The sequence below is a fragment of the Paenibacillus sp. E222 genome (assembly GCF_013401555.1).
GTDB lineage: Bacteria > Bacillota > Bacilli > Paenibacillales > Paenibacillaceae > Paenibacillus.
The window spans coordinates 2,037,224-2,052,518 of the sequence record NZ_CP058552.1 but is presented as its reverse complement, the minus strand read 5'-3'; the positions used below and the strand labels follow the sequence as shown (position 1 = coordinate 2,052,518).

The 15,295-nt window shown below is 48.0% G+C and carries 13 protein-coding genes; 3 read left to right on the top strand and 10 right to left on the bottom strand.

Going from position 1 to position 15,295, the window contains the following annotated elements:
* Positions 1–7: 7 nt before the first annotated feature.
* From HW560_RS08975 to HW560_RS08960, 5 genes are all read right to left on the bottom strand, one after another.
* Positions 8–1,705 (bottom strand): molecular chaperone HscC, encoded by a 1,698-nt coding sequence (locus tag HW560_RS08975; RefSeq protein WP_090903582.1) that lies wholly within the window; start codon positions 1,703–1,705, stop codon positions 8–10.
* A gap of 290 nt (positions 1,706–1,995) precedes the next feature.
* Positions 1,996–2,382 (bottom strand): ABC transporter permease, encoded by a 387-nt coding sequence (locus HW560_RS33770; protein ID WP_257031818.1) that lies wholly within the window; start codon positions 2,380–2,382, stop codon positions 1,996–1,998.
* A complete protein-coding gene (locus HW560_RS08970) occupies positions 2,280–3,173 on the bottom strand; it encodes an ABC transporter permease (RefSeq protein WP_257031817.1) in 894 nt (297 codons plus the stop codon). Before HW560_RS08970 ends, HW560_RS33770 begins: the two co-directional genes overlap by 103 nt.
* Positions 3,166–4,356: an ABC transporter permease gene (locus HW560_RS08965; RefSeq protein ID WP_179262863.1), complete on the bottom strand. Its 1,191-nt coding sequence runs from the start codon at positions 4,354–4,356 to the stop codon at positions 3,166–3,168. The genes HW560_RS08970 and HW560_RS08965 overlap by 8 nt, the downstream gene beginning before the upstream one ends.
* 11 nt (positions 4,357–4,367) lie before the next feature.
* Positions 4,368–5,303 (bottom strand): ABC transporter ATP-binding protein, encoded by a 936-nt coding sequence (locus HW560_RS08960; RefSeq protein ID WP_306459233.1) that lies wholly within the window; start codon positions 5,301–5,303, stop codon positions 4,368–4,370.
* 218 nt (positions 5,304–5,521) lie between these two features.
* Between HW560_RS08960 and HW560_RS08955 the strand changes: the two genes are divergently transcribed.
* Entirely contained in the window at positions 5,522–6,796 is a 1,275-nt protein-coding gene (locus tag HW560_RS08955; protein ID WP_179262861.1) for a sensor histidine kinase, read from the top strand.
* A 19-nt stretch (positions 6,797–6,815) separates the two neighbouring features.
* Positions 6,816–7,505 (top strand): response regulator transcription factor, encoded by a 690-nt coding sequence (locus tag HW560_RS08950; RefSeq protein ID WP_090903577.1) that lies wholly within the window; start codon positions 6,816–6,818, stop codon positions 7,503–7,505.
* A gap of 52 nt (positions 7,506–7,557) precedes the next feature.
* On the opposite strand, the gene HW560_RS08945 is transcribed toward HW560_RS08950, so the two are convergent.
* From HW560_RS08945 to ftsE, 5 genes are all read right to left on the bottom strand, one after another.
* Complete coding sequence (locus HW560_RS08945) at positions 7,558–8,883, bottom strand: PDZ domain-containing protein (protein WP_179262859.1); 1,326 nt, start codon at positions 8,881–8,883, stop codon at positions 7,558–7,560.
* Between the two features lie 64 nt (positions 8,884–8,947).
* Positions 8,948–10,417 carry a S41 family peptidase gene (locus HW560_RS08940; RefSeq protein WP_076287642.1) on the bottom strand — a complete coding sequence of 490 codons (1,470 nt, stop codon included), beginning with the start codon at positions 10,415–10,417 and terminating at the stop codon, positions 8,948–8,950.
* Positions 10,418–10,551: 134 nt separating this feature from the next.
* Complete coding sequence (locus tag HW560_RS08935) at positions 10,552–11,832, bottom strand: murein hydrolase activator EnvC family protein (RefSeq protein WP_179262857.1); 1,281 nt, start codon at positions 11,830–11,832, stop codon at positions 10,552–10,554.
* A gap of 153 nt (positions 11,833–11,985) precedes the next feature.
* On the bottom strand, positions 11,986–12,903 hold the full coding sequence (gene ftsX / locus HW560_RS08930; protein ID WP_063567509.1) for a permease-like cell division protein FtsX: 918 nt from the start codon (positions 12,901–12,903) through the stop codon (positions 11,986–11,988).
* On the bottom strand, positions 12,893–13,579 hold the full coding sequence (gene ftsE, locus HW560_RS08925) for a cell division ATP-binding protein FtsE (protein ID WP_024631580.1): 687 nt from the start codon (positions 13,577–13,579) through the stop codon (positions 12,893–12,895). Before ftsE ends, ftsX begins: the two co-directional genes overlap by 11 nt.
* Before the next feature lie 252 nt (positions 13,580–13,831).
* Here ftsE and HW560_RS08920 point away from each other — a divergent pair, with 252 nt between their 5' ends.
* A complete protein-coding gene (locus tag HW560_RS08920; RefSeq protein ID WP_179262855.1) occupies positions 13,832–15,265 on the top strand; it encodes a VanW family protein in 1,434 nt (477 codons plus the stop codon).
* The last annotated feature ends 30 nt before the right edge of the window (positions 15,266–15,295 follow it).

The following is a 15,295-nucleotide window of genomic DNA, read 5'->3' as shown; positions in this document are numbered from 1 at the left end:
TCACGAATCACCCCCAAACTTTTTCGATTTGATCCAGCACTTCCTTCAACTTCTCAGCTTCTTTCTTGATTTCCTTGTCATCCTGACGTTTAAGGGTCTCTTCATATCCAAGCATGGCCTTGGCGATGATTTCCCGATGCTCAGACAGCGATTCTTCATACATTCGTTCTCCCCGAGCCAAAAGCAAGCGATTCTCCATCCGTTCCCGGGGATGAATCTTGATAGCCTCCAACGCTTTGAAACGTTCGATAATCTCCTCCTTGGACAACTCAGTTTCCTTCGCCTGAATGATCGCTACCTTCTTCTCTCCCGTTCCAACCGCTGTGACTTCCACTTCAAGGATGCCGTTAATGTCATACGTGAACCGGATATCCACAGCTTGCTCTCCTCCAGGAGCTGGAGGTATTGAGATGGCCAGATCCCCAAGCTTCACGTTGTTTTTGGCCACGCGGCTCTCACCTTGGTAAATGTCCGCAGTAAGAGAGGTCTGATTATCGTCTATCGTGTAGTAACGTTCCACTCTACTGACCGGAATCACTGTATTTCGTTCGATAATTGGGGAAAACATCCCGGATTCGTATCGTCCATTTCCGAGTGATACGGAAACCGAAGTCCCCAATGTATATGGACATACATCCGTCAGGATGACTTCCTGTAAATCTTCATGGCGCGATTTCATTGCCGCCTGAATGCCGACACCTAGCGCAACAGCTTCATCGGGATGCAAGTGATTGGCAGGCAATCTACCAAACAGCTTGCCAGTAAATGAATAAATAAGTGGCATGCGAGTAGCTCCTCCCACGAGGATTACTGCATCCAATTCACTTAGTTTAACTGAAGCATCACGCAGTGCCCGTTCAACCGGTTTTTGCAGACGTGCCAGCAATGGCTTCGCCGCCTGATCGAAACTGGAACGATCTATACCAAACTCTTTCAACCCTTTTTCAAAAGTCAGGGACATTGCACCCTCACGTCCATCGCTTAATGCCCGCTTACACAACTCTGCCTGCTTCCATAATGCCGACTGCTCTTTGGCTGACAAGGTATCTTGCTGAATCTGATGCTCCAACGCAAACAAATCCGCGAGCAGACGTGTGAAATCTTCACCACCCAGAAAGTTATCCCCAGCAACCGATTTTACTTCCATAATCTGATCAAACAGCTCCAAGACGGATACATCAAATGTACCTCCACCCAGATCAAATACCAAAAACTTGGTTTCAGATTGCTGTTGATGCAAACCATAAGCAATGGCTGCCGCAGTCGGTTCACTAAGAAGGCGTTCCACCTTAATGCCGGCAAGCTCACCTGCACGCTGAGTTGCCTTTCGTTGAGCATCATTGAAATATGCTGGCACGCTGATGACAGCTTCTGTCACTACTTCTCCCAGAAAAGCTTCTGCATCCGCTTTGAGTGATTTCAAAACAAACGCCGAAAGTTCCTCCGGTAAAAATCGATATGTACCCAAACTAAAGGTTCTTCCAGTACCCATGTATCTTTTGAAAACGGATGCTGTACGCTCAGGATGCGTGATCATTCGCTCCTTGGCCACTTCTCCTACCAGTACCTCTCCATTGTCATCCACGCTGACAACTGAAGGCGTCAAACGATTACCCAGGGCATTCGGAATAATAACCGATTCTCCATTCATCCAGCAAGATACAAGGCTGTTCGTTGTCCCCAAATCAATACCAATAATTGTCATTAACGTATACCTTCTTTCTAATTACAATCTAATCATGCATAGAATAAATCCACATGCCTTGTTGTTATGTGATGGCATGTTAGGCCAATCTTTGAAATCTCAATCTTTCTATAGTTCTAACGATCAATTTATCACATATGAGTAGCACCAGGACATAGGTATAACTTCACTGATTCTTCCCCAGCAATTACACGAAACAGAAATCGGCACGCTCCATGCCTTATGGCAGCTCAAAAAGCCGGATGCATAATTGTGCATCCGGCTCATTTATTAAGCGTTACTCCTGTAAGTTATGCATTCACCCCCGGCTGGCTGGGACGAAGAATCGCAGAACCCACCGTCAGCAAAATGGCTGCCATGCCAAATAATATCAGCAGCGGCAGTGTAATATCCGACAGCGTACCACCTGCAGAGATCGTTTCCACCGCTTGAATCGCCCATTTCTGCGGAACAAAATTGGCGAGTTTTTGCATATAATCCGGCATGATCGACAGCGGCCAGAAGCAGCCGCCAATCATACACGTCGGTGTAATAATCAGTGAATTCAGCATGGTTGCATTTTTCGATTCACGAATCAAGCCGGCAACCGTACTTGCAATCCCCATGGAGACCAGCATAAATGCGGCCAGAATGAGAAGGTGAATGCCAAATGGGATCCCCGCATCATAATGAAGCACCCATCTGCTAATCCCCAGCACCAAACAATTTGGATCAAACCGATTGCAAAACTCCCCAAAAAATTGCCCAGTGCAATTTCATAAGCCCGGACTGGCGCCGTGTAGACTCTTGCCATCGTCCGCTGCCTGCGGTCTTCCATAATAACAGCAACTGTACTGGTCAGCAGCCCCATCATGAACATGATCGTAAAACCTGTGACATTGTTCAGACCCGGTTTGGGATACATCTGAAGCTCCGTTGCTTCACCCGAAATTTGATGTTTGCCAAGTTCAAGTAACAACTCTTTCAATTTTGCTTCTGCCAGAGCTGGATCAGGAATCTCACCCGATGCCGCATCTGTTGCTGCCAGTACTGCCGAAGCAGATTGATTCAATCCCGCCGCCAAACCTTCAACCGCAGCTCTCAGCGTATAAGAGCTTTCTCTGACACGAAGTTCTACCAGTTGGACTTCAGGCTGTTTGTCTTGCAGTAGATCGTCCGTGTAATGCGTCGGGATAACGAGTCCTGAACTCCCCGTTTGCTGCGCGATGGCTTCATTAACTTCCACAACGGTTTTCATGGGTTTGAGCAGATATTCCTCTTTGCGGCCAAGCTCATTCAAGATCCATGCTCCTGCTGGACCCTGATCCTCGTTTACATAAGGAATGACCGCACGCGTTCCCTCCTCGCTCCCAAACAGCGCAATTGTTCCTGTGACGACAAGGCAAGGAAGAAGAAAAAACGTGATAAAGCCGCGTTTGCGCAATATCGTGCGCCTGATCATCAGCAAGGCAATATTGAGGCTATTCATACCGATATCCCGCCTTTCTATAGATCAGTCCCGCTGCCGCCACCATTACCGTACATACCGCACCAAGCATCATGATGCTATACATAATCTCACTTACGGGAGCGTTCAGCATCATTCGCAGAAAACTTTGCAGAGCCCAGTGATTCACCGTAAATTCGCTTATTCGCTGTACAAAACCAACGGCAATGGGTGTAAATCCACCGCTAATAAACGTCATGGCAATAATGATGCCTTGAAGAGCGGCGCTTGCGGATGCGGCATTCTTGAAAAGTAGGGCAACGATCACACCGAGAGTCATGGAAGCCAGCGTAATTAGCACACAGATCAGAACAATCAGCCAGGGATGTGTGCCCCAGTTCACACCATATAACCAATGTGTCATCAATACGATGATGATGGCCTGCGAGAAAGCAATCAGGCTGTTGCCTGCAATTTTCCCTGCAAAAATGACCCCATTGCCGATTGGAGCTGCCTGTAAGCGAGTTAGCGTTTTTTTGTCTCTCTCACCAAACAGACTGTTGCTAGTTGTCATGCCTGAGTAAAGCATGAACATGGCGAGCATGGAAGCCGCATAATATTGTGAAGCACTATAAGAGGTGCCCACTTCTCCGGGACTGCTGACGGCTATATATGAAGAGCTCGCACTATGGGTCTGCGAATGCTCAGCCATTGCAGCTGCTGCATCAGGACCTAACACTTTCGCCGCAGCGACCTGTCTGTTCAGTTCATCCGTGAACCGCGTAAACAAAGTTTCACCTATAACATTGAGTGTTCCGTCTTTCCCCAGTATCCATTGTAACCTTGCCTCTTCCCCTTTCATGATCTGCTCCTCCAGATCTGATGGGACGATTACGGCAAAATCCAAATCACCACCTCGCATTGCACTTACAGCCTCTTCTTCCGTAGGTATGCTCTGTACCTTCATCATGTCGGCTACCGCCGGGGATGTCACAAATGCATTTAAAGCTTTACTGATCGCTCCCGAACCGGAATTCTCTTCTGTTTGAATGATCCCTACTCTCACCGGGTCAGGAATGGCTTCTTTTGCCGTACCCATTGTACTGGAAAGTGCAGTACCCAATATAAAGATGAGCAGCAGCGGTAGAATAAACAGATTCAGCAGAACGGAGCGAATTTTCAGAATCCGCCTTAACTCAAAGATGCAAATATGCCATATGTTCATCTGAGCTCCTCCTAGTCCCGAAGCGTACGTCCGGTCAGATTGAGGAAGAGCGTTTCCAGATCAGGCTCTTCAACCTTGAGCGATTGAATGGAGATTTCATGTTTGCTGCAAATGAAGAGCATATCCTGTAGATCCTGCTGCGCAGAAGGCAGCGTAACGATCAATGTATCGTCTGATACGTCTACCGCCCGCACACGGGGGTGAAGCTTTAACTCCTCCACAACATCGGGACCAATGCCCGAAGTGGTGAGCACTATTTTTTCATCAGATGCAACTCGTTCTCTCAGCTCTGCTTCGGTGCCGCAGGCAATGATATGTCCCTGATCCATAATCGCTACCCGGTGACTGATTGCAGCAACTTCCTCCATATAATGACTTGTATAAATGATGGTTGACCCCATCTGATTAAGCGTACGGACCGACTCCAAAATATGATTCCGCGATTGCGGGTCAATGCCCACTGTTGGTTCATCCATAATGATTAAATCCGGTCGATGCATAATGGCACACGCAATGTTCAGCCTACGTTTCATACCACCGGAGAAAGTGGACGGGGCATCCTTCGCTTTGTCCTGCAAACCTACAAATTCAAGAGATTCCTGCACTCTTTCTTTCAGCATTTTTCCACGGAGTCCATATAGTCTGGCAAAAAAAGTTACATTCTCCGCAGCGGTCATCGTTTCGTATAAAGCCAGATCCTGTGGTACCAGCCCGATTTTGCGTTTCACCTCAAGCGGCCGTTCCCGAACCGATATGCCATCCAACCGAATTTCACCCTGATCCATATTTAAAAGACCGGCAATCATGCTAATGGTGGTACTTTTCCCTGCTCCATTGGGTCCAAGCAATCCAAAAATTTCACCTTTACCTACACTCAGATTCAAATGATCCACTGACAGCTTGCTACCGTATCGTTTCACCACATGATCCACTTCAAGCATAGCCATAGATTATACACTCCTCTTCCGTCCAGCTATCCCCTGCTCCTGCGACTGGATTTTATATTTGTATTGTAACGAATTGTGAACTTCTGCGAAGGTACGAAAGGTCATGAAACAAAGGTGACTTAAGTCATCTTCGGTTGGGAAAACTGCCTATGATATAATCGACATACATTACCGGAAGGTATACCTTCACTTCTAAAAATAAAGGATGTCTCTGACATATGCCGATGCGGTTGCTGCAATACGGTTTACTCATAGTTCCCGCGGTCCTGTACATTCTGGTGCTACCACAGGAACAAGAAGATCGCTATACTCTGTATATTATCATTGCGCTAGGACTCGCGGTGTGGAAAGACTTCACCCGTTCAGGTATGCAGAGTTTTCTTCTCGCAGCCGAAATCCTCTTCAGCTGCTGGTTGATCGCTCTATACGGCCCATTTATGTTTTTCCTCTCCTTATCTGCGCTTTATGTATATATGTACAGACTGGACAGGACCCAGCGTTGGTTAATGCTCGCCATTCAGCTTATCGCCAGCAATATTGCGCTACATTGGTATTACGCCCCGCCACAGGAGCTTCATGCATGGCTTACATTTCACACAAATACAGCCATTCCTTTTAGCTTCACCCAAGAGACAATGGCTCGGGTTGCAGGTAACTTGCTCCTGCTCATCACCGCAACACTCTCATGGCAGGGGTCTAAAAGCGCGAGCAGCCGTGGGCAGCTTGAACAGGTGTACGATGAGCTGCGAAGTAAACATTACGAGCTTCAGGAGACACGCGAACAATTGCTGCAATTCACGAAGCAGCTTGAAGGAGCGGCACAGGTTGAGGAACGTACCCGGATATCCCGGCAGCTTCATGATGATATTGGTCATCGCCTGATTCGCACCAAAATGATGTCTGAGGCAGCCCTCCTCACCCTCCCTATACATCCAGAACAGGGCACGGAAATGGTGAGACAGATTCGGGATCAATTGGCCGCCAGTATGGATGACATGCGGACCACGCTTCACAAGTTGCGGCCTGACTCTTATATATCCGATGCCTACGCATTAGATCGTCTGCTTGAAGACGTTGGAAGGGAAACGGGTGTGAAGACGAGTTACAAAGTTCGTGGGCATTCACATGTACTTTATCCCAGTATGCAGATTGTCTTGTACAAAAATGCCAAAGAGGCCGTGACCAATGCACTCCGTCATGGTAATGCCACTACGATTAGTGTGGAACTGGAATTTGGGGAAAGAGAGATCTGTATGTCCATCAGCAACGATGGGAAGATTCACACCCTTTCCACCAACGAACAAACGAAAGGAAGACATGAAGGATCTCGTGCTAAACCGGACTTAAAGGCAGAGTCTACAGGACTCGGCATGGGACTTGAAGGAATGCGCCTACGCACACAATTGGTTGGTGGGAAACTGGAGATCAAGTCGGACTATCCCTATACGGTGATTACACACCTGCCCATGACGAACAAAGCTGAACTGATCTGAAAAAGGAAGTGATTTGCTCATGTCTGACCTGAATGAAATAAATAACTCGAGCCATTCTGTCCAACCTCAGTCCATTCGGCTGATGCTTGCGGATGATGATTCCTTTATCCGTGAAAGTCTCAAAGTCCTTCTCGGACTCGATCCTGGTATTAACGTTACAGGTACAGCTTCAAACGGACGAGAAGCTTTGGAACTGTTGGAGTCAGGGACAATTGCCGACGTTGTACTTATGGATATTCGCATGCCAGATTGTGACGGAGTTGAAGGCACCCGAATCATTAAGGCAAACTTCCCTGACGTGCGTGTACTGATGCTTACCACGTTTGACGATGATGAGTACATCATCCAGGCTTTGCAAAACGGAGCAAGCGGTTATTTGCTCAAAAACGTGCCCCCTGACCGGATCATTCAGGGCATCAAGACTGTACATAACGGGGACATGTTGATTCATCCCGATATTGCTCGTAAGCTCGCGAGTCTACTCCGTCCTGCTGCAGCGCCTCAGACACACGAACCCATTGACTCTTACGGGCTAACCCGTATGGAAATGGCTGTTGCAGAGGCTATATCAGAAGGTCTGTCCAATAAAGAAATTGCCGCAAAACTATTCTTGAGTGAGGGCACGGTCAAAAACTATGTTACCGATATTCTTGGCAAGCTTAGTTTGCGTGATCGGACTCAAATCGCTATTTTCATGTTAAAAAAGTAGCAAAAAGGGTATTTCCCTCGCCTAATTAGGCGGAGGAAATACCCTTTCGTCATTACATCTCTACAGATCTTTGCTCCCCCGCCGGGGCGGGTGGCAATGCCAGTGGAGCCTCAACATCTAGCTGATCTTTCCGACGTCGTGCGAACAACTTAAGACTTACGATATGAAACAGCGTTAACGGACGCAAGCGGAGCGCCCAGGCTTCATGATTGTCCGGGGCCATGAGCACCCCGAGCTGATGATGCTCACCTTCATAGATCGCCCGTTGCATGAACTTGCTCTCACCCTGATGATTACGTACCTCCAGCTTACAAAAAGCCGGATTCATACGCAAAGCGCGATGTAACTGCTCAGGCGAATGCACCAATACGCCATTCACCTTGTACAAGGTCTCCCCAGCTTCTATCCCCAGCTCTTCCGCAGGACTATCAGGAATGACGCCCAGCACCTTCAAGCCGTGCTCAGGGTGTACAAACAGCGGGCTGCGGTTTTGCTCCTCAAAGCCGCTGTACCACACCAGGAACTCATGCCCAATGAAAGCAGCCAATGCTGCGACAACCATGAGTGGAGACCACCACGCAGCCAGGAGGCTGAGTACAAGCAGCCCTGTCCCATATAGCAGCAATCGTTTTGCGGAAATCTGGACTTTTTTCCCCGGGAGCATACTTTGCGTAACTTCTCCAAATCCCAGCATAATCGGCAGCGCAACCAGCATGTAGCCATTCCCTCCGCTGATCCAAGCGGTCCATGGCAATTCGGCCCCGCCCGTAACTGGAACAAGAATCAGTAACGGAATTGGCCAGAAATGCTGCAACTGGTATCCTCCAACGAGCTTGCCTCGTTTACCTTCGAAGAGCAAAGGCGATGCCATCGATACCCCTTGCATGCGTACCATCAGTGCTTCACCGATATGTAATACAGCTGCGAGCACAAGCAGTGCAGGCATATCCAGCGCACGTAATGCTTCTGTGACACTTCCTATCCATCCTGCCGGGTGCCAGCCCGAAGCCATATTTAAGCCAAACTGCAACACGCCAAGCAAACCTGCTGCATAAGCAAAACATAAGTATCGGATACGGAATAATGCCAGGAATAACGTAGCTGCCCAAATACAGATCAGGCTGCTCAGTGTAAGATGTGCCCCAAGAAACAGCGACACGATTGAGACCATTACACCAATCACAATACCTCCAAGTACTGCACGAATGGTCTGTGTTATCGAGCTTTGCAGACGAACGTGGAACAATTTACGTTCCTGTAAGAGTTGACGATGATAAACGAGAGCAATCAAGATTACCGCAATATAATAAAACGGCTGAATAAACAACTGCAACAATGCTTCTCCTAATGTGGTCAACCATGGCCAAGCCCATTCCATTGTGGACGGTCACCCCTCTCCTTCAGCCGGTTCAGAAAAAAAGAAGGCTGAAAATCAGCCTTCTTTATGGCTTCGACACTGCAGACGAAATATCCTTTGAGACATTTTCGATCGCGCGCTTCAGCTGTGCATCATATTGAGGATTGGCAATGCGTTCAATCAGAGCCGCTTCCAGTGATTCCGCGGTTTTCTCATCAATCTGGCCAGTTGCCTGAATGCCTTTTTGTTTCTGGAATGCTTTGACCGCTTCTTCTGTCTTCTGGTCATAGTATCCGTCCACACGATCCGGCTTAAAGTCAAGTCCTCTCAGCATCGTCTGCGCACTTTTCACATCCGTGCTATTGCTGTCGTATTTCAAAGGTAATTTTTCTTTGTTGATTGGTGCCACCGAGAAGTAATCCGGCTGGTTCACAGCGATATCCGGTTTAATACCTTTTTCATGAATCCAGTCTCCGTTCGGAGTCAGCCATTTCGCGATGGTGATTTTCAGCAAGCTGCCATCACCCATCTGTTTGTCATAACTCGTCTGTACGGTTCCTTTACCAAAGGAGTTTTCTCCAACCAGCGTTGCGCCTGCCGACTGTTGCAATGCACCAGCCAAAATTTCCGACGCACTCGCGCTCCCCTTGTTCATCAATACCGTAATGGGGTACGATTTACCTGATCCGTTCGATTTGCTTTGTTCCTTTTTACCGTTCTTGTCTTCGACTTGAACAATAACTTTGCCTTTCGGAACAAATTGCTCTGCAATATCAATAACGACCTGCAAAACACCACCCGGGTCATTACGAACATCAATGATCAAGCCCTTCATGTTCTGCTTCTCCAGCTTCGCCAGTTCTTCCTTAAAGCGATCTCCTGTGTTCAGCGAGAATTGGGTGATTGTAATCACACCAACACCATTATCCTCCATGTGGGCGTACACCGTCTCCAGATCAATGTCATCACGCACAATGACAAATTCAATCAGCTCGGAAGATCCGGCACGTTTAACCTGTACCTTCGCTTCACTGCCTTTTGGACCTCTGATTTTATTAACGGCTTTGTTCAGTTCCAATCCTTGCAGGGATTCACCATTCACGGACATGATCATGTCTTTCGCGCGAATACCCGCTTTCTCGGCAGGCGATCCTTTGATCGGTGATACCACTACCACATTTCCATCCTGTGAGGATACCTCTGCGCCGATTCCGGTAAACGAACCTTCAATCGACTCCTCGAACTGGGCTGCTGTTTCCTGTCCCATATAGTTGGAGTACGGATCACCAAGAGATTCCATCATGCCGTTGATCGCACCATCAATCAGTTTGGTTCGATCCACGTCTTTATAATAGTTGCTTGAGATCAAATCCATCGCGGTTTCAATCTTCTTCAAATCGTTCTTCTGCTGCGAACTGCCAGTAACGCTGGCGAGCAATCCTTCGCCAGGTGTCGTCTGTGCCAGGCCAGGAGAGCTCATCAGCACCAGCGTAAGCAGGCTGCCTCCGAGAAGGGCTACAATGACAAGCAGCAGGGCCGATCTTTTCTTCATCATCCGTTTGTCACCGCCTTTAGTATTGAAGCGTGTCAAATTCAATTGTTCTGTGAATCATTCCCTGAACATGCCAGCTTAGTATATGCCTAGCTTGTACGGAATATGTTTGTTCCATTCCAACTGTTGGCTAAAAACTACAAATAGTTGAATGGATTCACTGCTGTTCCATTATCACGTACTTCAAAATGCAAATGCGGTCCAGTGGAGTTGCCTGTATTGCCTGATTCAGCAATAATGTCGCCACGGCTTACCGTGTCACCCTTGCTAACCTTAAATCCGCCTTCACGTAAATGACCGTATAGCGTCCATAATCCGCCTCCATGGTCAACAATGACGGTGTAACCATACCCGCTATACCATTCAGCCATGATGACGATCCCGCCAGAAGCGGCATGAACGGACGTTCCTTGAGCAACAGCAAAGTCTACACCTGCGTGCAATTTACCCACTTCACCCGTGATCGGGTGAATACGAGGTCCAAAACCGGAAGATACACGCGCACCTGATACTGGCATGCCAAAGATGCCGTTACCACTTGAGTATGAAGTACTGCTACTGCTGTTGGAGCTGACCTTGGTCGGTGCCTTCGCAGCAGCCGCGGCACGGGCAGCTGCTGCTGCTTTTGCTTTGGCAGCCGCCGCCGCTTGCTGCTCACGCAATTTATTTTTCTCTTGCAGAAGGGCCGAACGTTTGCTGGCAATCTGCATCAATACATCTTCCTGCTCTTGCGTCAGCTCTTCCGACTCTTCAATTTTAGCATCATAGGAAGCGAGAAGCACCTGCTTCTCCTGCTCCTTCTCATTCAACTGGGACTTGCGCTGTTTCTTCTGTGCATACAGACTCTTGGCTTCTGCATATTGCACATCGAGTTCTGCTTTTTTGTCCACGACGAGCTGCTTGTCCTTTTTGTGTTCATCCAGCAAGTGCTGGTCCTGATCCACAATCGTTTTCAGTGAATCGGCACGAGTCAGAAAATCAGAGAAGCTTGTAGAAGTTAGCAACACATCGAGATAAGAAACGGCACCGTCTGTATACATCAGCCTTACACGCGATTCAAGTAATTTTTCTCTTGCAACGATACGTTCTTCTGCGGCCTGCAGATCTTTTTTCGTTGTCCGGAGATCCTCTTCCGTATTTTCAATCTGCAACGATACGTTTGCCAGCTCATCACTAACTACATTGATCTGCTCCATGACGACTTTCAAGTAAGCATTGGTCTTGTTCTTGTAATGTTGAGCTTCCTTTTTGTTACTGGCAGCTTTTTGCTGCTCCTTTTTGGCCGAAGCCGCTTTGTTCTCCAGTTGCTGAATCTGCTGATCAATGTCGCTAATGCTACTCTTGGCATATCCGTCAGAAGGTTGAAGCGTCAAACTGGCCAATAACGTTAGAGCCAGCAGCGAAGCTGTTTTTTTCAAAATGTGATCCCCCATCCTATGAATTCACAAGAAAGCAACCTGCACAGGTGGTGAACAGCATGTTCTTTGCTTTCTTTACACTAAAGACTCCGTCTTTACTACATATCGTCAAACAGTGTTCAGTTGTGAACCTGCTTTGCCATTCTTTTTCGATTAAACGTTAAGAGATTTGCGGATGGACAATGTGCTTCCCAAAATACCAACCAGCACACCGAGTCCGATCAACAGTGTTCCAAACAGCAACCAAATATCACCGAGTGGAATCAAATTAAGCATCTGCATAAATACATCCTGACCAATCGTGGCCATCAGGCGGCTGTAACCGAAGAACAGTACTGCTACCGTAATCGCCGAACCGATCAATCCAATCAATGCCCCTTCGACAAAGAAAGGCCAACGAATGAACGTGTTGGTTGCACCAACCAGTTTCATAATACCGATCTCCCGGCGCCGGGCCAGAATCGTTACGCGAATCGTATTCGAGATCAGGAACATGGACATTAACCCCAGTCCCCCAACAAAAATAAATCCGATATTACGGACAAGCTTCGTAAATTTGAACAATACTTCCACCGTTTCCTTGCCGTAGTTCACTTTCATGATCGGCTTCTCCGGGTGTTTATCGTTCAATGCTTCGATTTTTTGCGCCACAAAAGTGACGGTTTCCGGTTCAATGACCTCTACTTCAATGGTCTCCGGCAGTGGATTGTTATCCACATCGAAACCGCTTAGCACATTGTCTGCACTTTCTCCGAGACGTTCACGGAACTCCTTGAGTCCCTCTTCTTTGGAAACAAAACGAATTTCACTGACTTCAGGCATGGCACTGATTTCCTGCTCCAGCGTGTTACGCAGGTTCTCATCCACGTTCAGCTCAAGAAACGTACTGATCTCGACCTGACTGTCCACCTGGTTGGCCATGGAATTCACATTAAGCACCAGCAGCATGAACACGCCCAGAATGAGCAGAGACACGATAATGGACATGATGGAGGCCACGGACATCCAGCCGTTGCGGAATACGTTTTTGAATCCCTCCCGTAAATGGCGCAAGAGAGTACTAAAATTCATAACCGTATTCCCCTCTCATCTGATCCCGTACAATCTGTCCCCGTTCAATCGCAATAACCCGTTTACGCATCGTATTAACGATATCCTTGTTGTGGGTCGCCATAACAATGGTTGTCCCGCGAAAATTAATTTCATCCAACAGCTGCATAATGCCCCATGACGTCTCCGGATCAAGGTTCCCCGTAGGCTCGTCCGCAATAATAACAGACGGATTGTTCACGATGGCACGTGCGATGGCAATACGCTGCTGTTCCCCACCCGACAACTGTGAAGGTTCACGATTCGCCTTGCTGCGCAATCCAACCAGATCAAGTACTTCCATCACTCGTTTCTTGATGTGGCGCTTCGGTGCTTCAATAACTTCCATGGCAAATGCCACGTTCTCAAATGCCGTCATGCGTGGCAGCAACCTGAAATCCTGGAACACAACGCCGATATTCCGGCGTACATAAGGAATTTTGCGTGGCTTTAACTTTCCGATATTAAATCCGTTAATGGATATTTGTCCTTTGGTCGGAACTTCTTCCCTGTACATCAATTTCATAAATGTCGATTTGCCTGCGCCGGACGGACCGACGATATAGACAAATTCATTGCGGTCAATCTTCACCGACACCCCTTGTAATGCGTGGGTACCATTGGCGTAGGTCTTCCACACGTCCTGCATTTCTATCACATCATCACTTCCCGTTGCATAGTTAGCCATTATCATTTCGACACAATCCCGGCATTTCCTTTAAAAAGACCTGAATTTCATCAGGGAAAATCCATTTCGCCCTTTTTTCGATGGTGAAGCATGGATTCATATGAATTTTATTGTAACAAATTTGTTACCTATTGAGTACCCGAAAGTTTTCCATCATTGGATCATATATATGGAAAGTGTTACGAAATGCGGAACAACAGAAGTACAAAGGAGCGTACGGATATGAAAAAAATACATTTGATGGTCATTGCACTGTTCTCCATCCTATTAATCGGTTCCGCGTCCTATGGATTGCTGTATATGTACGTGAACCAACCCACCCTACCAGAAGGTGTACGTGTTGGTGAGTGGTCGGTTGAGGACGTGAAGCGCAAGGAAGTTCTACTGGGACTGGATGAACGATTGAAACAAATGGAAGCGTGGCCGATCACCCTGGAGGTTGACGGTTCTACACCCAAAGCAATGACGTTCACCGCCGCCCAGACAGGCGCAAGCTACAGTGCTGACGACTTCCGGACAGCTGTGCAGCAGCTGGATGAAGGCAATCTGTGGGAGCGCGCTTATGCCCGATATCATTTCATCAAGGAATGGCCCCTGAAGCTGACGTATAATTCAAAAACACTGAAAGAGCAGCTTACCCCTGCCTGGGAAAAGGAAACCTTCGGTACACCCGCGAACGCCGTTCGCCGCATTACCGCAAGTGACAAGGTCCAGTACATCCCGGAAAAAGGCGTCCGCCGGATCGCCTGGGATGAACTCGCGAGCCTGATGCAGGCTAAACTGCACCGGGATTTCGCTCCACTGGACCATGATGCGAAGCCCAACCCGCTGTTGATTCAGCTGCCGTTGTATACGCTGCAGCCCGAAGTGACTCTCGATTCGCTGCGCCAAGAAGGAATTGACCGGAAGATCATTCAGTTCTCCACTAGCCTCGGAAACAGCAGCGCAGGCCGGATACATAACGTCAGCGCAGCAGCACAAGCCGTTAACGGCATGATTTTGCCGCCGAATGGTACTTTTGATTATGAGAAGGTCATTAAGAAGGCCGAGGAAGACTATGGTTTTCGGGAAGCCCCGGTAATCGTGAATGGGCAGCTGACTCCTGGCATTGGTGGTGGTATCTGTCAGGTATCAAGCACCGTTTACAACGCAGCCCTGTTGACCGGACTGGACATTGTAGAGCGCCGCAATCACTCCCTGCCCGTCAAATATTTGCCGAAGGGGCTGGATGCCACGTTTGCCTCAGGTTCCATCAATTTTCGGTTCAAAAACAATACCGGCAAGTCTCTGCTCATTCATGCCAAAGTGGAAGGTGGAAGCTTAACGGTCAAATTTTTCGGCACCTTCCCGGAGAACGTCAGTTATGCACTGGAATCCCGCACAATTGAGACATTAAGTGCTCCCGTGAAATATGTATCGAGCAATGTGCTGCCTGAGGGTGCCCAGCAGGTGCTCCAGAACGGTCAACCCGGATATATTGTAGAGACGATGCGCACCAAAAAGGTGGATGGCAAAATTGTCGAATCCAAGACCATTACACGTGACACGTACAAAGCACAGAATCGCCTGATTGCCCGCTCTGGTCATACTAACTTACCTGATCCCAGGGAGCCTTCTGTTGTAGAGGATGGCATCAGCGACACGAAGCAGCCTTAATCTTCATTTCACTTGCGTACACTTGGATAG